Below are 22,864 nucleotides of genomic sequence, written 5' to 3' on the forward strand. Positions count from 1 at the left end.
CGATGGAAAAAACTTTTTACATAAAAAATATGGTCTGTGATAGGTGTATCAAAGTAGTGACGGACGAATTAAAAGATAAGAATATCGATTTGCTCGAAATTGAATTGGGAAGAATAAAATTGAATATCGAAGATGCCAAATATCGAGAAACCTTGGTTTCGATTTTAGAGAAAAACGGATTTTCCTTGATAGAAAGCCCAGAAAAACAATTGGTGGAACAAGTAAAAATTGAGTTGATTAAGCTATTGAAAAATTTACCGTTGGATATAAACAGGAAACTTTCCAAGTATCTCGAAGAAAAACTAAATAGGGAATATTCCAAAACGAGCAAATTGTTCTCAATAACGGAAGGTATTACAATAGAAAAATATTTTATCAAATTGAAAATCGAAAAAGTAAAAGAGCTCATTCAAAACCAAGAATTCAATTTCACTGAAATTGGCCAGATTCTAAATTATAGCAACATAAACCATTTAAGCAGGCAATTTAAAACCGAAACAGGAATGAGCCTTACCATTTATAAATCACAACAAATAAATGACCGCACATCGTTAGACCGAATTATATAACTATGAACCAAGATTATGACACAAGCTGCTGAATATCAATATTAATTTTGAAAAAAATGAATAATCCAATGAAGAAAATATGTTATGCTTTTATGCTCGTATTCTTTTACGTCAATACAGCATTCACACAAAATGAAGGTAATACAAATAATTTGCCAGTTCACGAATACACATTGACCATCAAGGAAGAAATGGTCAATAAGTCTGGTAAAGAGGTTAAGGGAATGACCGTAAACGGAACGATTCCAGGACCAACTCTGGAATTTACCGAAGGCGAATATGCCGTCATTTATGTAAAAAATGAAATGAGCGTTGAGACTTCCGTCCATTGGCACGGAATCTTATTGCCCAATTTTCAAGATGGCGTTCCTTATTTATCCACGCCACCCATTAAGCCAGGAACCACTTTCAAATATGAATTCCCCATCAAGCAATCCGGAACCTATTGGTATCATTCCCATACGATGCTACAGGAACAAAGTGGAGTTTTCGGTTCATTATTGATAAACCCCAAAGAGAAAACTTTGGATTACGATAAGGATTTGGTCTTGATGTTATCCGATTGGACGAACGAGAAACCAGTAAATGTAATGCGTAACCTAAAACGAGGTAATGAATGGTATGGCATAAAAAAAGGAACATCTACGCCGCTCAATCAAGTGATTGGACGTGGTGCATTTGGCGCACAGCTCGATTTTTGGCGACAACGGATGGAAGGTGCCGATATAGCGGATGTCTATTATCCGGCATTTCTGGTCAACGGGAAGCAAAAGCCTGAATATCCAGAATTTAAGGCGGGCGAAAAAGTCCGGCTACGTGTAATTAACGGCTCATCTTCCACACAATTTTGGATGACATTTGGAGGTGGAATACCAACCTTGGTTTCTGCCGATGGAAAAGATGTTGTGCCAGTAGAGCATAATAAAACCTTCATTGCCACCGCCGAAACGTATGATTTTATCGTGACAATTCCTGATAGCGGTAAAATTGAGTTTAGGGCAATGGCACAGGATGGTTCGGGAACTGCGATGGCTTACATTGGTAACGGAGAAATCCTTCCTGCTGAAATTGTACCACGGCCAGATAAAATAAAGATGATGCAGCAAATGGCAAAAATGGATATGAAAATGGGTGCACACGCCCTAAAATTTCAACCCAAAAAAGATGAACGATTTGAAATGAAGGAAGAATATGGTATGCAGATGGACGGAATGAACCCGCCTGCTGGACGGGCAGGAATGGATGGGATGAATGGAATGAAGATGAACAATGAAAAGATGAATATGCCAAAGGATTCAATGATGAACAAAAAAATGGACCACTCTAAAATGGACCATTCAAAGATGGAAATGAAGAAGGATTCAACTGCAACTATGGATGAAATGAATATGAAGAATGATGATATGAAAATGAACCATTCAAAAATGGAAGGAATGAAAATGGACGATATGCAAATGGATGGAATGGATATGAATGCGGAATACAATTACGATTATTTGAAATCGCCAGAGAAAACAAGTTATGATAAGAGTCTTCCAGTAAAGGAAATATTGCTCAATCTTACCGGAAATATGCAACGTTATATTTGGAGTATGAATGGTGTCCCATTAAATGAGGCAGACAAAATAAAAATCAAAAAAGGAGAAATTACAAGAATTACCCTCAATAATCTCACGATGATGCACCATCCAATGCACCTTCACGGACATTTCTTTAGGGTTATCAATAAGAATGGGGAGTATTCGCCTTTAAAACACACCGTGAATGTTCCACCAATGAAAGAAGTAACCATAGAATTCAGCGGTAACGAAGGGGATGAATCTGGAGATTGGTTCTTTCACTGCCATATACTTTACCATATGATGAGCGGAATGGCCCGAATTTATAGTTACGATACCCCACGCGACCCAAGAATGGCAAATTATCCCGTTTCAAAGTTAATTAATGAGGGCGACAAATTTTACGCTTGGTCAATGGTTGATGCCGCTTCGCATATGACGGAATTTAATTTTGTGGCTTCGAATATTCGAAATCAATTTAATGTGATGGCAGAATACGGATGGAACCAAAATCTGGAAGCCGAAGTAACCTACGAACGCTACCTGCACGATTATTTAAGGGTTTTTGGTGGTGTGAACATTGAAAATGAAATGGAAGATAGTTTAGATGAAATTTCTACCACAGCCATTGCGGGTGTACGATTCTTAACCCCATATTTATTCAATCTCGATGTGCGAATGGATAGCAAATTACGGCCGCAAATAAGTTTGAGCCGTGAAATCATGATTTTCCCAAGAACGGCAATTTTTGGGATGTACGAGTACCAAGCAGATTTCGGGTGGGTAGATGACCTTCCAATGGGAGATAATTTCAGCAAGGAAGTCACTTGGAACGCAGGAATCGAATATTTTTTATCAAGAAACTTCTCATTGATGGCAAGCTACGACAACCGTTTTGGTGCAGGTGGTGGGCTTTCTGTGAGATTTTAAAAATAAGTTAAACACAAATATTAATCTTAAATGTAAATCAAAATGAAAAAAGTACGAGTAACAACAGTAATTATGCTAATGGCTTTTGTAAGCCTAACAGCAATGTCCTGTAAGGACAGTAAAAAAGAAGATTCGCAAGATGCAATGCATTCGGAAATGAATGAAGACGCACATCACGATGATTCGGCAATGGACCACGATAAAATGAGTGCGTCCGATGGTATGATGGATTCTAATGCACAGACTTCTGATGCAAAACAAGTATTGACAGATTATATGGCACTTAAAAATGCATTGGTGGCAACCAATAAAGAAGATGCCGCAAAAGCCGGAACGAAATTGGAAAGCACTTTGAACGGTTTTAATATGAGCAGCTATACTTCCGAAGAACAGAAAGAATTGAAAGACATTATTGCAGATGCAAAGGAACACGCAGAACACATAGGCAAAAGCGAAATGGACCACCAGCGCGAACATTTCAAAACATTGAGCAAGGATATAACCGATATGGTTGCCATTACTGGAACAGAAAATACGTTGTACCAACAATTTTGTCCAATGTATGATAAAGGCAGTGCGTGGTTAAGTATGGAAAAAGAAATCAGAAACCCCTATTATGGAAGCAAAATGATGGCTTGCGGAAAAGTGCAAAAGGAAATCAACTAAATGAAAATTGTAAAAATCATAGCATTGGTTTTATTGGTGGTCTTTGTGGGCATACAGTTTGTGACCACAGAGCGTAACCAAAGTGATGTCATACCAAAATCAGATTTTGTGATGGTCAACAAACCACCAAAAAATGTCAGTATGATATTGCAAGAATCCTGTTATGATTGCCACAGTAACAATACAGATTATCCTTGGTACAATAAAATTCAACCTGTTGCTTGGTTTTTGGAAGACCACATTAAAGAAGGCAAGGCCGAACTTAATTTTAACGAATGGGACTCGCTTTCAAGCCGAAGAAAATCAAGTAAACTTCGTTCAATTATCAAACAGATAGAAAGCGGAGAAATGCCTTTGTATTCTTACACTTTGATTCACAGGGATGCCATTTTATCAACATCTGAAAAAGAATTGGTTATAAACTATATGAAGCAAATAAAAGACAGTTTACAATAAAGTCCTGATGTGGGAAGGGAATGATTTTTTTTTCATTGATTGGTTAGTTAAAACCCTTCCCAAGTCAGGCACAAAAAAAATAACGATATGGACAATTTTCTCAAACAATGGGCAGAAGCGGCATTTACCACCACAGGCTTTTTTTGGATGGCACTTTGGGCATTTGCACTTGGTTATATCATTAGTAGTATGATTCAGGTTTTTGTGACCGAAAAAAAGATGCAGGAAACAATGGGCGAAAATGAAGGCAAGGGTGTTTTGCTCGGTACATTTTTTGGCTTTATAAGCAGTTCGTGCAGTTTTGCCGCACTGGCATCCACAAAATCCCTATTTAAAAAAGGAGCAAGCTTTGTATCTTCCATTGCGTTTCTTTTGGCGTCAACCAATTTGGTCATCGAACTCGGAATTATCATTTCAATTTTCCTCGGATGGCAGTTCGTTGTTGGCGAATACGTTGGCGGCATATTGTTGATACTGATTTCTTGGCTATTGATACGGTTGATAAATCCAAAAAAACTTATAGAAAAAGCAAGAAAGAATTTAAAGGACAAGGATGATGATGAATTGGACGATTCCAAATCGTGGAAAAGGAAAATCCAATCAGAAAAAGGCTGGGCAAAGGTTTCCAAACAATACGGTATGGAATGGAAAATGGTGTGGAAGGACGTAACGGTAGGTTTTACGATTGCCGGAATTGTGGCAGCGTTTGTGCCAGATTCCTTCTTTCAAACCTTGTTCATCAATAGCGGTAACGGCAATACAGATTTCACTTTTTTTGAAATCCTCGAACATATAATCGTTGGACCTATCGCAGCATTTTTGACCTTTATTGGCTCAATGGGAAATATCCCGTTGGCAGCTTTGCTTTTTGGGAAAGGCGTAAGCTTTGCAGGTGTAATGGCATTTATCTTTAGCGATTTGGTCGTCTTTCCAATCCTACGTATCAATGCAAAATATTACGGTTGGAAAATGTCACTATTTATCCTCTTTTTGCTTTTTATTGCACTTATAGGAGCATCCTTGATTTTGCATTATTCTTTTGATTTGTTGAGCATTCTGCCCGACCCATCACAGGTAAAAATTCAGGATAGCGAATACTTTAAGTTGGACTATACATTCTATTTGAACATTGCCTTTTTAGCACTTTCTGGGTTTTTGATTTACCTCGGATTTTTCAAAAGAAAGGATGTAAAACAAATGAAGGAAATGGCACCAAAAAGCCAACTGTTGGAAAACATTTTAAAATACGCTGCATTGACGTGTTATGTGTGGCTTGCTGGTGGATTGATTGTTAAATTTTTTGTGAATTAATAACATAAGAAATGAAAAATTATGATACGCTTTCAGAAGCAATCACAGGATTACAGGCTGATGGCTACGTTTACGATTTTAACCTAAAATCGCATTGTTTGGAATGTGCAACATTAAAGCTTGAATTGAATCCAGAAGATTTTGAGGTCGATGGTATGTTTCGATTTGAAGGAATGAGCAGTACCGATGACAACAGTGTACTATATGCCATTTCTTCCAAAAACGGAATAAAAGGTTTATTGGTGGATGCTTACGGAGTTTACGCCGAAAATATTTCTGAAGCAATGCGAAAAAAATTAAGATAAAATGAAACACACATATCATATTCATGGAATGACCTGCAACGGATGTCGCAGTCACGTAGAAGCCACACTTTCTAAAGTTGAAGGTGTACAGAATGCATCTGTAGATTTGGAAAAAGCCAACGCAGCTATTGAGATGAAAACCCATATTCCCATAGAAAAATTTCAAGAAGCCTTAAAAAAGGATGGTGGAAATTATAGCATCCACAATATGGGCGAACATCATCACGATTCAGAGGTAAAAGTAAAAGAAAAGCCTAAAGGGAAAGGAACTGGCACTTTCTATTGCCCAATGCACTGTGAAGGCGACAAGACCTACGACAAACCCGGCGATTGCCCAGTTTGCGGTATGGATTTGGTTGAGGAACAAAGTATTTCTTCGGGAGCATCACACCAATGGACTTGCCCAATGCACCCAGAAATTGTTCGCGATGAAGCTGGAAGCTGTCCCATCTGCGGAATGGATTTGGTGCCTATGCAACCAGACCTATCCGCAGAGGAAAAAACATATAAAAAACTATTAAAGAAGTTTTGGATAGCGGTTGCCTTTACCTTGCCCATTTTCCTGATGGCAATGAGCGAGATGATTCCGAACAATCCGTTGTACACTTTGATGGAACAAAAATATTGGAATTGGGTACAGTTTGCACTTTCAATTCCCGTTGTTTTTTATGCTACTTGGATGTTTTTTGAACGTGCCTACCGTAGCATCAAAACTTGGAACCTTAATATGTTCACACTTATCGGAATAGGTGCAGGTGCAGCGTGGCTTTTCAGTGTATTTGGAATGTTTTTCCCTGATTTTTTTCCACAGCAGTTTAAAACAGAATCAGGTGCTGTGCACGTTTATTTTGAAGCTGCCACAGTAATCCTAACTTTGGTTTTATTGGGACAAGTATTGGAAGCGCGTGCCCACAGCAAAACAAATTCCGCAGTTAAGGAATTGTTGAAGCTCGCACCCAATAAAGCAATTCTTGTAAAGGATGGCAAAGAGGAAGAAGTAATGATTGATACGATTCAAAAAGGCGATATTTTACGGGTAAAACCAGGCGATAAAATTCCCGTCGATGGAATAATAACCGAAGGCCAAACTACTGTTGATGAATCGATGATTACTGGAGAACCCATTCCTGTAAATAAAAGTATGAATGACAAAGTAAGCAGCGGAACAATCAACGGCAATCAATCCTTTTTAATGAAAGCCGAAAAGGTAGGTTCAGACACCTTGCTGTCGCAAATCATCCAAATGGTCAACAATGCGAGCCGCAGTCGTGCGCCAATTCAAAAGTTGGCCGATACTGTTTCGGGTTATTTCGTTCCCATTGTAGTGCTTGTTTCTGTAATCACATTTGTTGTATGGGCTATTTTTGGCCCAGAACCCGTTTATGTATATGCCTTTGTAAATGCCATTGCAGTCTTGATTATCGCCTGTCCGTGCGCCTTGGGATTGGCAACGCCAATGTCCGTGATGGTAGGTGTTGGCAAAGGCGCGCAAAATGGTGTGCTAATCAAAAATGCAGAGGCTTTGGAAAAAATGGATAAGGTGGACACACTTATTATTGATAAGACGGGTACAATAACCGAAGGAAAACCAACGGTTGAAAAAGTTGGTGCTTTTGGTACTGATTTTTCTGAAAATGAGGTTCTGCAATATATAGTGTCCCTAAACAAATCAAGCGAGCATCCACTTGCCGAAGCGACCGTCAAATATGGTAAAGAGCAAAAAATAGATTTTTTAGATGCTAAAAATTTTAGTGCCGTAACAGGAAAGGGTGTTGAAGGAACTATCAACGGAAAAAAAGTGGATTTGGGTAACGCCAAAATGATGGAATATGCCAAGGCTAAATTGACTTCAGAAATGGAAACTGAAGCACAAGCTTTTCAAAAGCAAGGGAAAACAGTTTCCTATTTATCCATCGATTCAAAAGTTGCAGGCTATGTTGTAATTGGCGATAAAATAAAAGCCACAAGTGCTAAAGCAATTAGAGAACTTCAAGATAAAGGTATCGCAGTGATTATGCTTACAGGCGATAATCACGACACCGCCCAAGCGGTAGCAAAGGAACTTAACCTTGCCGATTTCAAAGCAGGAATGTTGCCCGAAAACAAACTTCAGGAAGTAGAAAAATTACAGAACAGCGGAAAAGTTGTGGCAATGGCTGGCGATGGCATCAATGATGCACCAGCTTTGGCAAAAAGTGATGTGGGTATCGCAATGGGAACAGGAACTGATGTCGCCATAGAAAGTGCAATGATAACCTTGGTAAAAGGCGATTTGCACGGTATTGTAAAAGCTCGAAATTTAAGTGATGACGTAATGAAAAATATTAAGCAAAATTTATTTTTTGCTTTGGCATACAATGTTCTGGGAATACCAATAGCTGCGGGAGTATTATTTCCCGTTTTCGGATTGTTATTATCCCCAATGATTGCAGCCTTGGCAATGAGTTTTAGTTCCGTTTCAGTAATTATGAACTCATTAAGATTAAGAAATGTAAAAATTTAACCAACAAAAAATAAAAAAAATGGAACATTCAAATCAACACACAGGAAAAGGCAATTACACAAAATTTATTTTGATGCTCGCCGCATCATTTATTGCAATGTACATCACGATGTACCTCAATACATATTCAATCGACCACGTATATTTCAGTTTAACACGGTTTTATATGAGTTGTTTGGGCATCGCAGCAATGGCAGTAATAATGTGGTTTTTTATGCGAAAAATGTATCAGAATAAGAAAAAGAACATCGCCATTTTATTGGGAAGTTTGGTGCTTTTTGTTAGTGCACTTGGTTTGGTTAGGGCGCAAAGCCCAATCATTGGCGACATACTTTGGATGAAAGCAATGATTCCACACCATTCTATTGCTATTCTAACAAGTGAAAGAGCCGATATAAAAGACCCGGAAGTACGAAAATTAGCTGATGATATTATCGAAGCACAACGAAAAGAAATCGGCGAAATGAAAGAAATGATAAAGCGTTTGGAAGCAGCTAAATAATATTGAAAATCAATCCTGCAAGGTGTTTCCGCCGCAGCGGACACTTTGTAGGTTTAAACAAGTTAATTATGAAAAAATATATCATCTATATCGCCATATTGGTATTGGGCTTAATCTTGGGCTACGTGTTTTTCGGCAGTTCTACTGATAGTCTCGAAAACACCAAAAACGTTTCCGATATGAGCGAGAATTCAGCGACCCAAAAACAAATGTGGACCTGCTCAATGCATCCACAGATTATGCAACCCGAACCAGGCGATTGCCCTATTTGTGGTATGGATTTGATTCCTGCGGAAACAGGCGCAGACGGATTGGCAATGAACGAAATAAAAATGTCCGAAAACGCAATGGCATTGGCAAATATCCAAACAACAATCGTTGGGAATGTTTCCGGAACAGATGACAATACAATGCAACTTTCAGGAAAGATTATGGCAAACGAAGAAGCCAACGCAGTACAGGCAAGTTATTTTGAAGGCCGTATTGAAAAGCTGAATGTCAATTTCACGGGAGAAGAAGTTCGCAAAGGGCAATTGTTGGCAACTATTTATGCACCCACACTTGTTGCTGCACAACAAGAATTATTGACGGCAGCCTCAATGAAGGAATCCCAACCTGCACTTTACAATGCTGTTAGGAATAAGTTGAAACTATGGAAACTCTCTGAAAGCCAAATCAACCAAATTGAAAGCTCTGGGAAAGTGCGGGAAAATTTTCCCATTTACGCCACAGTTTCGGGCACGGTTTCGCAAAAAATGGCAGAGGAAGGTGACTACGTAAAGCAAGGACAACCCATCGTAAAAGTAAGCGATTTGGGAACGGTATGGGCAATGTTCGATGCCTATGAAAACCAAATTTCACAACTCAAGGAAGGTCAAAAAATAAAAGTGGCCACCAATGCCTACCTTAATAAAGAATTTGAGGCAACGGTATCGTTTATAGACCCAACCTTAAACACAAAATCAAGAACAGTTGCGGTTCGTGCCACATTGAACAACAAAGAAGATTTGTTGAAACCCGGAATGTTCGTTACTGCGAAAGTGCAGATGTCAAAAGGCAATGCCAACCAATCACAGATAACAGTTCCAGCCACAGCGGTTATGTGGACAGGCGAACGTTCATTGGTGTACGTAAAGACCAATCCCAACGAACCCGTTTTCGAAATGCGAGAAGTAACCTTGGGAACAAAAAACGGAAATGTTTACACCATTGATGAAGGATTGAACAACGGCGAAGAAGTAGTGACCAATGGTACATTTACAGTGGATGCAGCTGCACAGTTACAGGGCAAAAAAAGTATGATGAATGCCAGTGGTGGCAAGACAATGACAGGCCACGAAGGGCATTTGGGTATGGAAAATACAAATGACAGTACATCAAAAGACCATTCCTCAATGAACAAAAGACTGGAAGTTTCCAAAAAATTCAAGGAACAGCTCAACACTGTTTTTGAAAACTATGTTTTAATTGACCAAGCACTTGTAAATGATGATGCAGAAAAAGCGAAAAAATCTGCAAATGGGTTGCAGAAAAGTTTGGAAAAAATGGATATGAAGTTATTAAAGGGCGATGCGCACAACCATTGGATGACCCTTGAAAAGGAATTAAAAGCATCCACAAACGCAATGGCCAACACTTCTGACATCAAAAAACAACGGGGACATTTTGTCCATCTTTCGGCACATTTCATTAACACATTAAAAACTTTTGGCATCAACGAAAAAGTGTATGTGAATTTCTGCCCAATGGCAAACAATAATGTAGGAGCTTATTGGTTGAGCAAAGAAAGGGAAATTCGCAATCCGTATTTTGGAAAAGAAATGCTCGATTGTGGGAGTGTAACTGATGAAATTGAATAGACCTATCTTTGCACAACCTGTGCATCGATTAATTTGTATCTTTGTGAAACTTTATGAAAATATTCTTTTCCATATCAATGTCGTTTCTATCCTTTTTTCAAGGAATTAGCATTGATATGGATTTTTGTGGGCCAATTAAAGAAATTTCAAGCATTATTACCCATTATCAAGACCATAAAGTTTATGGAGACTCTTTCCTTGAATATGTAGTTGAAGATTACATTGACAATGATGCAAAAAATGAAGGGCATCATAATAACCCAGATAAGGAGAATACACCAGTCCATTCCCATCATCAATGTTGTCACCCTCTAGTATTAATTATTGCGAACAACAATTCGGCTTTAACCAATCAACTAAAGTTTGAAGGGAAAAAACAGTTTACCTTACATAAAGTAAACTTCACTTCCAGATATCTGGAATCGCTTTTCCAACCCCCTAAAGTATAATTCAGTTTTTTAAGGATAGCTATATCCTTACGTGATGCTTTTCAAAGTAAGCATCCCATTATAAACGCATTGCATCTAATTGCATTGCGAGGTTTAAACTGAATTAATACTTTTTCTATGATTAACAAAATCATTTCATTTTCCATTAATAACAAGTTTATTATTGGGCTCTTTATAGTGGCACTTGTAGGTACGGGCATTTGGTCTATGGCCACTATAAATCTGGGTTCTGTACCCGATATTACCAACAACCAAGTACAGGTTATTACAGTTGCCCCAAATTTAGGTACTGAAGATATTGAGCAATTTGTTACCTATCCGGTAGAATTGGCAATGGCAAACCTTCCTGATGTTATCGAGCTGCGTTCAGTATCCCGTTTTGGGCTGTCCGTGGTTACCATTGTATTTAAGGACGAGGCAGGCACATATCTTCCCCGGCAATTGGTACAAGAGAAATTAACCGAAGTTGCTGGAGAAATCCCCGAAGGCTTCGGCACGCCATTTATGGCACCAATAACTACAGGGCTTGGCGAAATCTACCAATACACCTTAAAATTAAAAGAGGGCTACGAAGATAAGTACGATGCAATGGAGCTTCGTACCATCCAAGATTGGATTGTAAAACGTCAAATGGCATTAGTCCCCGGAGTGGTCGAGGTCAATGCTTTTGGAGGTTATGTAAAACAGTATGAAGTTGCAATAAATCCTAATAAGCTGAAAAGTTTCGGTATTACAATGAATCAGGTCTTTGAAGCCTTGAAAGTCAACAATGCCAATACTGGTGGTGCTTACATTGAAAAAAACCACCAAGCCAATTTTATCCGTGGCGAAGGATTGGCACGAAGTATCGAGGATTTGGAAAACACAGTTGTGACGACTCAAAATGGAAGTCCTGTTTTAATCCGGGATGTCGCCGAAAAAGTAGGCTTTGGTAATCAGGTACGTTATGGTGCGTTTACCCAAGATGGACACGAAACTGTTGGTGGACAAATTTTAATGCTGAAAGGCGAAAGCCCAGGCAACGTAGTCGAAAATGTGGAGAAGCGCATTGTAGAAATACAAAAATCCCTACCCGAAGGCGTTTACATAGATACATTTTTAAGCCGAAGTGAACTCATTGGAAGAACCACAAGCACCGTTGAAAAAAACCTTATTGAAGGTTCATTGATTGTGATTTTTGTGCTTGTCTTGCTTTTGGGAAGTTTCCGTGGTGGCTTGATTACCGCTTCGGTAATCCCTTTATCATTACTCTTTGCATTTATCTTGATGAAACAATTTGGTGTATGGGCAAACTTAATGTCCTTGGGTGCAATCGATTTTGGAATCATCGTGGATGGTGCTGTAATCATTGTAGAAGGAATGGTATTCCACATTCATCAACGGATGAAAAAAACCACAACCGCCATAGACCAGTCTGAAATGGATGAAATAGCCTATGAATCGGCAAGTACGATGATGAATTCGGCATTTTTCGGACAATTGATTATCCTTATTGTATTTACCCCCATTTTGTTCTTAACAGGTGTTGAAGGAAAAATGTTCCGTCCAATGGCATTTACCTTCGGATTTGCAGTTTTAGGAGCGATTATCCTTTGTCTTACTTATGTTCCAATGATTTCTGCAATGTTCCTAAAACCTGCTAAAAATCAGAATAGTTGGTTTGCCAAATTTGAAAACAAGATTGATAGGTTCAGTGATAAAATAATGTCCGGTTTAAACAGAGGGTATGTACCATTGCTCAATTTTGCACTTCGCTTTCGAGCTGGTGTCGTGATTGGCGCAGTTGCTCTATTACTGATTGCAGGATTTATTTTCAGCAATATGGGTGGCGAATTCATACCTAAATTTGATGAGGGCGATATTGCGTTTCAAGCGTTGATAAAACCGGGGAGCAGTCTTACAGAATCCATTGAGGCTTCAAAAAAACTTCAAAATTTAATCAATGAATTTCCAGAGGTAAAAACGGTAATTTCAAGGATTGGTGTGGCCGAAATCCCAACAGACCCAATGCCTATGGACATTGCGGATAGTTACATTATTCTTGAAAAAGATAAGAGTAAATGGACTTCCGCAGAGAGTAAAGAAGAACTCATAGAAAAAATCCAAGAAAAAATTTCAGTCGTTCCCGGCGTAAATTTCGTGTTTACCCAACCCGTAGAACTTCGTTTTAATGAATTGCTTACCGGTGTTCGTGAGGACGTGGCAATTAAATTGTACGGCGAGGATTTAGAAGTGTTAGCCGACAAGGTACAGGAAATCGCAGCGGTCATCAGAACCGTTCCCGGAGCGGCTGACCTCAATGTGGAAGCTACAAGCGGTTTACCTCAAATGACGGTGGAATATAACCGTGCAAAAATGGCCCAATATGGTGTAACCGTTGACAAGTTGAACGATTATGTAAGTGCATCATTTGCAGGCGAACAGGCAAGTGTGATTTTTGAGGGCGAAAAACGATTCGATGTGGTCATTCGTTTGGCAAAGGAATTTAGACAGGACATCAACAGCCTTAAAAATCTTTATATCGATTTGCCAAACGGAGCGCAAGTGCCTTTAAAGGAAGTGGCAGATATCAGCTACAAACCCGGGCCAATGCAGATTTCAAGGGACAATACCTCTCGTCGTATTTCGGTTGGTGTAAATGTTCGTGGGCGCGATGTGAAATCGATGGTCGAGGAAATACAGCAAAAATTGGAAACGGACGTGAAACTACCGCCAGGTTATTTTGTAACCTACGGAGGTTCGTTTGAAAACCTTCAACGTGCTTCAGACCGATTGATGATTGTAGTGCCTATTGCACTTTTCCTAATATTCATATTGCTCTATTTTGCATTGAGTTCGTTCTCACAATCCCTAATGATTTATATGGCAGTGCCCTTGGCGGCTATTGGTGGCGTGTTTGCCCTTTGGATAAGGGGAATGCCTTTTAGTATTTCTGCCGGAGTAGGTTTTATTGTGCTCTTTGGAGTTGCGGTTTTAAACGGGTTGGTACTGATAAACAAATTCAATGAACTAAAAGAAAGTGGAATGACAGACTTAAAAAAACGAATATACGAAGCAACGCACGAACGTTTACGACCAATTCTGCTGACGGCAACGGCGGCCATTATGGGCTTTATCCCGATGGCGATTTCTACCTCTGGCGGTGCGGAAGTGCAACGGCCTTTGGCAACAGTGGTTATTGGCGGTTTGATAACCGCAACATTTTTAACGCTTGTGGTCCTTCCTGTATTGTATTATTGGCTCGAATCGAGAAAGAAACGAAACAATAACGATGGAGATGTAAGTTATGTCAACAAATCAACGAACATTGTAACTGTATTATTGATGGTTGGAGGTTTGATGGCTTCTGGAACTGCGTTTGCTCAAGACATTAATCAAGATGGTACAATTCCAAAGACATTGACCATTGATGAGGCCATTGCTCTGGCAAAACAGAATTATCCATCCCTTAAAGAGAGCCAAGCTTTTATTGAACGGGAAAAAGCACTAAAGGGAACGAGTTTTGACCTTGGTAGCACCCAAGTTTTCACAGGCAAAGAAGAATATGGTAATAATCTTCCTGGAGTACAAACAACCGTTGGTGTGCAACAGGGCAATATTGATTTGCTATCCGGATTTTCAAAATCGAAGTTTTATAAAGAGCGTATTGCCTTGGGAGAAAAGTTTTATGTGGCCAGTGAACAACAATTGGTGCGTAATGTGATGCAAGCGTATGACCAAATAAATTATTATAAGGCGCAGTTGCGCTTTGCAGACCAACTGGACAGTATTTATGCCAATTTTAAGACCGCTGCCCAACTTCGGTATGATACGGGAGAAACAGGCAAATTGGAATTTATTTCAGCCTCTTCCGAATTTCAACAGATTCAAGTATTAAGGCAACAAGCCTTTGATGATATTGAAATAGCCAAACGTGCCTTAAAACAATATTTGGGAACGGATGAATCCATTGAAACGATTAGTGAACCATACAAAACATTGGATTTTATGGCGACATTAGATTCCACTTCGGTAGCGAATAACCCAATGTTGCAATATGCCTTGCAAAATGCCGAAGTAAGTAAAGCAAACGTGGGCGTTGAGAAATCACAATTCCTACCGAAATTCAGCTTATCGTATGGCAGACAGGTTGTGGATGAAGTGTCAGGCTTCAACACCTATCAGGCAGGTATTAGCATTCCGTTATGGTTTTTTCCCCAGAAGTCGAGGGTCAAGGCAGCCAAGGCAGACGCAATGGTAGCAGAGAATCAATATTTGGAACAAAAGGCGGTCACGGAAAGTCGTGTGTCGCAATTGACCAAATCCCTTGAAAAAACAAAGAAGATTTTGCAATATTACGAAGAAGGCGCACTACTCTTGGCAGAAGAACAAATTACCACCGCACAATTGGCATCTAAAGAAGGCGAAATAGATTACGTCAATTACATCACGATTCTCAATAGTGCCATCCGCATTAAACAAAACCATTTACAATACATCAATCAGTTTAACCAGCAGACCATTGATATGCAATATCAATTGGGCAATTTATAACCTTAAAAAAAGAGAAATGAAGAATATACTATTAGTAAGTACCGTATTATTTACACTTATGTTTATGAGTTGTAATGATGCCCCAAAATCTGAACTTGGGCATAACGAAGCCGAAGGCGTATCAAAAACCAATGAAGCTGGAGAAGATGCACACGGCGAGGAAGGCCACAGTGAAGGAGAAGAAGAAGGTCACAGCGAGGAAGAAGGCGTTGTGGAACTCACAAAGCAACAGGCCGAAACCATAGGTTTGGAAATGAAACTTTTGGAGGAACGCAATTTAGGGAACAACATTAAGGTAACAGGAACGCTGGAACTTTTCCCACAGGACAAGGCGAACATAAGTCCTTTTGTTGGTGGAAATGTGAGTTCCATAAAAGTAATACCCGGAGATAACGTAAGCAAAGGACAGGTGTTGGCATATATAGAACACCCTGATATCATTGCAATGCAACAAGATTATCAGGAAAAAAATGATGAATTGGTCTTTTTGAAACAGGATTTTGAGCGCAAGCAGACTCTTTATGATAAAGGTGTTTCTTCTGGCAAGGAATTTCAAATGGCACAGTCAAAATTTCGTTCTACAACATCCAGCGTCAATGGTTTGCGGTCCCAATTAAGACTGTTGAGCATTAACCCGGACAAAGTGGCGGAAGGACAGATATATTCCGCTGTTCCCATTACCTCGCCTATAAGTGGGTATGTGGATGAAGTAATGATTAGCCTTGGCGATTACGTGGCACAACAATCCAAAATGTTCTCGATAAGCGACAACTCAAAAATTTATGTCAACTTCAAAGTATATGAGAAGGACATAAAGCAAATCAAGCAAGGGCAACAGATATATTTTTCCACGGCCTCTCGTCCAGATGAACTGCTTAAAGCAACCGTTCGGTCTGTTGGTAAAACCTTCAATACAGACCCAAAAGCTTTGGAAGTTCTGGCAGATATTGAAAACAAGGATAAAAACCTATTGCCGGGTATGTATGTGGAAGGGCGAATAGTGCAAGGCGAGAAAAAGGGTTTTGCCGTACCGGAAGCTGCCATTATAAAAGAAGGCGAGCAATCCTTTATTTTTATTTTGGATGAAGATGAAGAAATGGAAGCGGACAAAATGAAATTTAAAATGATACCCGTAACGGTTGGTATTACTGATTTAGGCTTTGTTGAAGTCAACCTGCCTGCCGAAGTTTCAAAGGATGCCAAAGTCGTGATAAACGGAGCTTATAACCTGTCTTCGGAAATGGTCAAGGGCGAACTGGAACACGGACATTAATTCAATAACAATCAAAGATTTTGATTCCGAGTTTGTTTATCGTCTTAATTAGTTAGTTAAAAATTAAAAAACAGGCTCGGTTCAAAATCGATTAAAAATTTAAAAATATGAAATGAGCTATAACAATGTGGATACCAACCACAATGTTGATTGGGGAATTACATATGACCATTAAAAAACAAATAAATATCAACAGATGAAAGAAATAAAAGCATTTATAAAACCAAACCGAATCCAAAGAGTCATTGAAGCACTTTCTGACAATGGATTTGAAAGTATGACCCTTTCACAAGCAGAAGGCACGGGCGCATTCAAGGCAAAAGGTGCAAGACCGTCGCTAGATTTTCACGTAACAGATAGTCCTGTGGTAAAATTGGAATTGGTCTGTCAAAATGAGGAAGCCCAAGCGGCCATTGAAACAATTATAGCCAACGCCAAAACCGACGGGCCTGGAGATGGTATTATTTATATAGCAAATATTGAAGATGCCTTTCAGATTAAAACAGGAGATTCCTTAAAACGGCACGACCTGTAAATCTCTTTTTAAACAAATGGAAAAAATAGTTCAATTTTTAGAAAGCAAAGGAATACGACCTACAGCTATGCGCCTTATGACATATAAGCGGTTGGCAGAGTTGAATGTGGCCATCAGCCTTGGCGACTTGGAAAAGGATTTTAAGGTCAGTGAAAGAAGTACCCTATTTAGGACTATGAAAGCGTTTGAAGAAAAAGGTATTGTGCATCAAATCGAGGATGGTACGGGAGTTATAAAATACGCCCTTTGCGAAGAAAATTGTGAATGCGAGGTCGGCAACGACCTTCATTTGCACTTTCATTGCAACAATTGTAATGAAACGGTCTGTTTAACAGAGCATAAAATCCCTCACATCAACTTACCTGATGGTTATATTACCGAGGATATCAACTTGGTGGTAAAGGGCATTTGCGAAAAATGCAGTGGCAATTAGGATTAAACGTTTGGTTTTTAAATTTAATTATCATTTATAAATAGTGAGTAATGATGTCAATCTATAAAAAAGAAGCTACTGTATATATGGTGGCAGAGAAAAAGCTGGATGCCAAGGATTATGAAAACTTGATACCAGTCTTAACAGAACATATAACTGCCCATCCGGAAGTTTTCTGGTACATCGAGATGGAAAATTTTGAAGGTTGGACAGCAGAGGCACATTGGAAGGGAATTGAATTAGACCTTCCGAATGAAAAGCATTTAAAGCGTGTTGCTTTGGTGGGTAGCGTTAAATGGCAGGAGCAATTTACCGAGGTATTGCTTCCTTTTTCAGAAGCTCATATAAAATTTTATAAGACCGAAGAAAAAGACGATGCCAAAGAGTGGATAAAATAAAAATAAAAAATGGAAAAACTACAACTAAAAATACCGGTCATCCTTCCGCAAGTTCCTAACGAAAAAGATTCTTGTGTTGAAAGGCTTATTCAAAAACTACAAGCTAAAGAGGGCATCGAAAAAGTGCACATTGCCGATGCAAACGGAGATGATGTGCCGCAGCTCTGTTTTCATTATGACCCAGATATCATTTCCATTGACCGCATTCAATCCCTCGCCGAAAGTACTGGTGCCGAGATTACCGAAAAATACGGGCATTTGCTCATTGAAGTTAAAGGAATCAGACACACAAGGCAGGCTCGTTCCATAGAGAAAAGCCTTTTGACAATCAATGGAGTTTTGGAAGTTTCCGTTTCAGGCTCTGGAATGGTACGACTTGAATTTGATAAAAAGCAAACGAATTTTGATGAAATAAGTAAACAAATTGAAAAAGAAGAGCTTCAGATTCAGCGGAGTTCTTCAAACGAAAATGATTACACCAAAGCATCCAAAAAACAGGAGCGTTCAAAGAAGGAAGATACTAAAGAACAAACTTCCACAGAGGGCGAGACCCACGATGAAGGAGAAGATCACGCCCACGGTGGTATTTTCGGTAAAAATACGGAGCTCATTTTTTCCATTATCTGTGGGGCACTTCTCGGAATAGGTTTCGGACTTTCCTATGTAGAATCCATCCCAGATTGGGTCAGTCTTACTTTATATATTGGTGCTTACTTTTTCGGTGGTTTCTTTACGGCCAAGGAAGCAGTACAGACCGTCGCCAAAGGCGGTTTTGAAATTGACTTCTTAATGCTTGTTGCAGCCATTGGGGCAGCCATTTTGGGAGAATGGGCAGAAGGTGCCTTGTTGCTGTTCCTGTTTAGTTTGGGTCACGCCCTTGAACATTATGCAATGGAAAAGGCCCGAAAGTCCATTGCGGCACTGGCAGATTTAGCACCAAAAACGGCATTGCTCAAAAAAGATGGCAAGACCGAAGAAGTTGGAATTGAGGAATTGAGTATTGGCGATATTATAGTGGTCAAGCCCAATAGTAAAATATCCGCAGATGGCGTCGTGGTCAATGGAAAAAGCAGCGTCAACCAGGCACCTATTACCGGGGAAAGTGTACCCGTGGACAAAATTCCCGTGGAAGATACGAGCAGGGACTATTCCGCAGATGATGATATAAATGATGAAAACCGCGTGTTCGCCGGAACTATCAACGGTAATAACACGCTGGAAATAAAGGTAATCAAAGAAGCCAAAGACTCTACGCTGTCCCGACTGGTCAAATTGGTCAACGAGGCACAGACCCAGAAATCCCCAACCCAACTGTTGACCGACAAGTTTGAAAAATACTTTGTACCATCCGTACTGATATTGGTGGGTATCCTACTCTTTGCCTTTTTGGTCATCGACGAGCCATTTAGTGCCAGCTTTTATAGGGCGATGGCGGTATTGGTCGCAGCAAGTCCCTGTGCATTGGCCATTTCAACACCAAGCGCCGTATTGAGCGGTGTGGCACGGGCAGCACGGGGCGGTGTACTTATTAAAGGTGGGCGACCTCTGGAAGACTTGGGCGAATTGACCGCCCTTGCTTTTGACAAAACAGGCACGCTTACCGAAGGAAAGCCTAAACTTACCCAAGTTGTTCCACTTGGGGATATAGAAGAAAATGAACTTATAAAAATAGCCGTAGCTGTTGAAAATTTGAGCGACCACCCTTTGGCAAAAGCCGTTGTAAGGGATGGAAAAGAACGTCTGGAAGGCACTTCAATACCCGATGCGACCGATTTGGAAGCTGTTCTTGGAAAAGGTATCAAAGCTTCTTTGGGCAAGGATAAAATCTATATTGGAAACCTTGACTTGTACGAAGACCTCGATGAAGCAAAACCACCCGAAGAAATATCGAATAAAGTAAAAGAACTTGAAGGTGGTGGAAATACCACAATGCTCATAAGAAGGAACAAAGAATATATCGGTATCATCGCCCTGATGGATACCCCACGGGAAGCGGCCAAGGAAACACTGAAAAAATTAAAGGAAATCGGCATCAAACGGATGATAATGCTAACCGGGGATAATCAAAAGGTTGCCGATGCCGTTGCTAAAGAAATTGGGTTGACCGATGCCTGGGGAAGCCTGTTGCCAGAGGAAAAGGTTGATGCCATTAAAAAATTAAAAGAACAGGAATCCAAAGTCGCAATGGTAGGCGACGGTGTGAACGATGCCCCTGCAATGGCAAACAGCACCGTAGGAATCGCAATGGGTGCTGCGGGCAGTGATGTAGCATTGGAAACAGCTGACATTGCCCTAATGGCCGATAAACTGGAAACCCTGCCCTTTGCCATAGGTTTGAGCAGGAAGGCAAAAACCATTATTAAGCAAAACCTTTGGGTAAGCCTCGGTATTGTGGCATTGCTCATACCATCGACCATTATGGGTTGGGCCAATATCGGTATTGCAGTGGTCATCCACGAAGGCTCAACGTTACTTGTGGTTTTTAATGCGTTAAGGCTTTTGGCTTATAAAAAATAAATTTAATAAAAAAGGGTTGCTTTTGAAAAGGTTAAAATGACCAAAACGGAAAAGATACTATCATATCACGGGATTCGACCTACTAAAATGAGGTCGAAGATATACAAGTTCCTAAAAAGGAAACAAAGTGCCGTGTCCTTTTCCGATTTGAAAAAGGCCTTTGTTCAAAAGAGCGAAACCAATAAAACAGCAAACAGAACGACCTTTTATCGCAATCTCAAGATTTTTGAGGATAAAGGGTTGATTCATCAGATTAATGATGGGGTCGGAGTGGCAAAATATGCGATTTCTGATGAAAACGCCAAAGGTAAATACGGTACAGATTTACATATGCACTTTCATTGTACCGATTGTAGGAAAACAATCTGTTTACCAAATAAAATATCGGAAGAGAGCTTGCCAGACGATTATGAAGTGAACGATGTGAACCTAGTATTGAAAGGAATATGTGAAAAATGCAGGAAAAAATAACAGGTGGGAGTACTTGAACCTTGAACCTTTGCGCCCAATGGTCCAGTTCAGGTTTTTTCCACCCTCTTTAACTAAAAAATATGGCAGAACTAAAAAAATCTTTGGGTACGCTTCGACTTACCTTTTATGGCGTTGGCACGATTGTGGGTGCAGGAATCTATACCGTGATTGGTGCAGCTGCTGGACAAGCGGGCACAGACCTTTGGTTGAGTTTTATTTTTGCAGCAATTGCGGCTAGTGTCTCTGCAATGTCCTATGCAGAGTTGTCCTCTACCTATCCCAATGCTGGTGCGGAATTTATTTTTGTACGCAAGGCATTTCCAAAAATTGATATTCCGTCTTTTCTCACGGGTTGGACGATTGCGTTTCATAGTTCGGCCACCATTGCAGCCGTGTTACTTGCCTTTTCGGGGTATTTCAATACGTTTTTTAATATGCCCTCTCTTCTAATAAGTTATGGCATTTTATTGGTGTTGTCATTAATTAGTATTACAGGCATCACAAAATCGTCGACAGCAAATATTATTATGGTCAGCATTCAACTTTTGGGATTGTTATTATTGATAGTATTTGGACTTTTGGAAACTGGTCCACCCAAAGCAGAATTTTTTAAAATTGAATCGATTTCTGGAACTTTGGCGGCCACAGCTACACTGTTCTTTATCTATACTGGTTTTGAACATATGGCAGCTTTGGGTTCGGAAGTTAAGAACCCAGGGAAAACAATTCCCCGTGCATTTTTAATGACTATGGTAATAACTACAATAATTTATTTATTTATTGCTTTTACGGTTTTGAATATTGCAGACCCTTCCGCTTTGGCAAACGTGGATTCGCCACTTTCTCTTGCAGCTTCCAATCTCAACAATTGGTTGCCTGTGGTATTGGCTATCGCTGCACTTTTTGCTACGGCTAATGCTGCTTTTAGTGGTATCATATCCATAAGTAGGCTGCTTTTTGGAATGGCCAGTGTCGGAGAACTTCCAAAGTTTATGACCAAAACCAATGCACAGAAAGTACCGTGGGTTACTACTATTGTAGTTATGGCAGCAGTTGCGGGATTTTTATTGTTGGGCGATATTAAGATTGTAGCAGGTATGTCTTCTTTAGGCGCTTTACTTGTTTTTGTTGCCGTAAATGTCGCACTTATCGTGCTTCGGTTTAAAGCACCAGAGCAAGAACGACCATTTAAAGTTCCTTTGGCTATAGGACGAGTGCCGATTTTACCCATTTTGGCGATACTTATAAGTCTATCATTGATAATCCAATTTAATTGGCAGGTTTATTCAGCGTTCGTAGGTGCTGTTATCGTGGGTATTGTGCTTGATTATTTTTTGGACAAAAAGTCAAAAGATGAAATAGACCCTGAAAAAGAAAAGGAACTTTTTAACCATTAAAATGAAGCTATGGACTGGATGTTTGAAGATTTTAAAACTGACCTAGATACCTTAAATCCTATTGTACGAGAAAAAGCCCTGTCCATAGCAAAAGAACTAATTGAAAAAAAAGATATTTCAGCAAAAGAAGCTTTATCAGAAGGCATCATAAGGGCGGAAGAATGGTTTTACGATTTAGAAGGATAATTATTAATTAAA

19 protein-coding genes are annotated in these 22,864 nt (G+C 39.7%); all 19 read left to right on the forward strand.

Annotated elements, in window-relative coordinates:
* Positions 1-2: 2 nt before the first annotated feature.
* Positions 3-569, forward strand: coding sequence for an AraC family transcriptional regulator (locus R3X28_RS10040; protein ID WP_317664182.1), 567 nt, complete (start codon positions 3-5; stop codon positions 567-569).
* A 68-nt stretch (positions 570-637) separates the two neighbouring features.
* Positions 638-3,058 carry a multicopper oxidase domain-containing protein gene (locus R3X28_RS10045; protein WP_317664183.1) on the forward strand — a complete coding sequence of 807 codons (2,421 nt, stop codon included), beginning with the start codon at positions 638-640 and terminating at the stop codon, positions 3,056-3,058.
* A 42-nt stretch (positions 3,059-3,100) separates the two neighbouring features.
* A complete protein-coding gene (locus R3X28_RS10050; protein ID WP_044403663.1) occupies positions 3,101-3,724 on the forward strand; it encodes a DUF3347 domain-containing protein in 624 nt (207 codons plus the stop codon).
* Positions 3,725-4,180, forward strand: coding sequence for a heme-binding domain-containing protein (locus R3X28_RS10055; RefSeq protein ID WP_044403662.1), 456 nt, complete (start codon positions 3,725-3,727; stop codon positions 4,178-4,180).
* 87 nt (positions 4,181-4,267) lie between these two features.
* Positions 4,268-5,491, forward strand: coding sequence for a permease (locus R3X28_RS10060; RefSeq protein WP_317664184.1), 1,224 nt, complete (start codon positions 4,268-4,270; stop codon positions 5,489-5,491).
* Positions 5,492-5,502: 11 nt separating this feature from the next.
* The gene (locus R3X28_RS10065; RefSeq protein WP_044403661.1) at positions 5,503-5,796 is read left to right on the forward strand and encodes a hypothetical protein; all 294 of its coding nucleotides are present in this window, start codon (positions 5,503-5,505) and stop codon (positions 5,794-5,796) included.
* A 1-nt stretch (position 5,797) separates the two neighbouring features.
* Positions 5,798-8,299 (forward strand): heavy metal translocating P-type ATPase, encoded by a 2,502-nt coding sequence (locus R3X28_RS10070; RefSeq protein ID WP_317664185.1) that lies wholly within the window; start codon positions 5,798-5,800, stop codon positions 8,297-8,299.
* Between the two features lie 19 nt (positions 8,300-8,318).
* Entirely contained in the window at positions 8,319-8,801 is a 483-nt protein-coding gene (locus R3X28_RS10075; RefSeq protein WP_044403659.1) for a DUF305 domain-containing protein, read from the forward strand.
* 68 nt (positions 8,802-8,869) lie between these two features.
* On the forward strand, positions 8,870-10,660 hold the full coding sequence (locus R3X28_RS10080) for an efflux RND transporter periplasmic adaptor subunit (protein ID WP_044403658.1): 1,791 nt from the start codon (positions 8,870-8,872) through the stop codon (positions 10,658-10,660).
* A 53-nt stretch (positions 10,661-10,713) separates the two neighbouring features.
* Positions 10,714-11,109, forward strand: a complete 396-nt coding sequence (locus tag R3X28_RS10085) for a hypothetical protein (protein ID WP_258364803.1) — start codon at positions 10,714-10,716, stop codon at positions 11,107-11,109.
* Positions 11,110-11,226: 117 nt separating this feature from the next.
* On the forward strand, positions 11,227-15,642 hold the full coding sequence (locus R3X28_RS10090) for a CusA/CzcA family heavy metal efflux RND transporter (protein ID WP_317664186.1): 4,416 nt from the start codon (positions 11,227-11,229) through the stop codon (positions 15,640-15,642).
* Between the two features lie 16 nt (positions 15,643-15,658).
* Positions 15,659-16,915, forward strand: coding sequence for an efflux RND transporter periplasmic adaptor subunit (locus R3X28_RS10095; protein ID WP_026775393.1), 1,257 nt, complete (start codon positions 15,659-15,661; stop codon positions 16,913-16,915).
* A gap of 196 nt (positions 16,916-17,111) precedes the next feature.
* Entirely contained in the window at positions 17,112-17,450 is a 339-nt protein-coding gene (locus R3X28_RS10100) for a P-II family nitrogen regulator (RefSeq protein ID WP_026775392.1), read from the forward strand.
* 16 nt (positions 17,451-17,466) lie between these two features.
* A complete protein-coding gene (locus tag R3X28_RS10105) occupies positions 17,467-17,883 on the forward strand; it encodes a Fur family transcriptional regulator (protein WP_026775391.1) in 417 nt (138 codons plus the stop codon).
* 50 nt (positions 17,884-17,933) lie between these two features.
* Positions 17,934-18,281, forward strand: a complete 348-nt coding sequence (locus R3X28_RS10110) for an STAS/SEC14 domain-containing protein (protein ID WP_028281653.1) — start codon at positions 17,934-17,936, stop codon at positions 18,279-18,281.
* 9 nt (positions 18,282-18,290) lie between these two features.
* Positions 18,291-20,798 (forward strand): heavy metal translocating P-type ATPase, encoded by a 2,508-nt coding sequence (locus tag R3X28_RS10115; RefSeq protein WP_044403645.1) that lies wholly within the window; start codon positions 18,291-18,293, stop codon positions 20,796-20,798.
* 36 nt (positions 20,799-20,834) lie between these two features.
* Positions 20,835-21,269: a Fur family transcriptional regulator gene (locus R3X28_RS10120; protein WP_026753622.1), complete on the forward strand. Its 435-nt coding sequence runs from the start codon at positions 20,835-20,837 to the stop codon at positions 21,267-21,269.
* Between the two features lie 80 nt (positions 21,270-21,349).
* Complete coding sequence (locus R3X28_RS10125; protein WP_027126743.1) at positions 21,350-22,666, forward strand: APC family permease; 1,317 nt, start codon at positions 21,350-21,352, stop codon at positions 22,664-22,666.
* 9 nt (positions 22,667-22,675) lie between these two features.
* Entirely contained in the window at positions 22,676-22,852 is a 177-nt protein-coding gene (locus tag R3X28_RS10130; protein ID WP_164674149.1) for a hypothetical protein, read from the forward strand.
* Positions 22,853-22,864 lie beyond the last annotated feature (12 nt).

The organism is Maribacter sp. TH_r10 (genome assembly GCF_033101095.1).
Taxonomy (GTDB): Bacteria; Bacteroidota; Bacteroidia; order Flavobacteriales; family Flavobacteriaceae; genus Maribacter_A; species Maribacter_A luteus.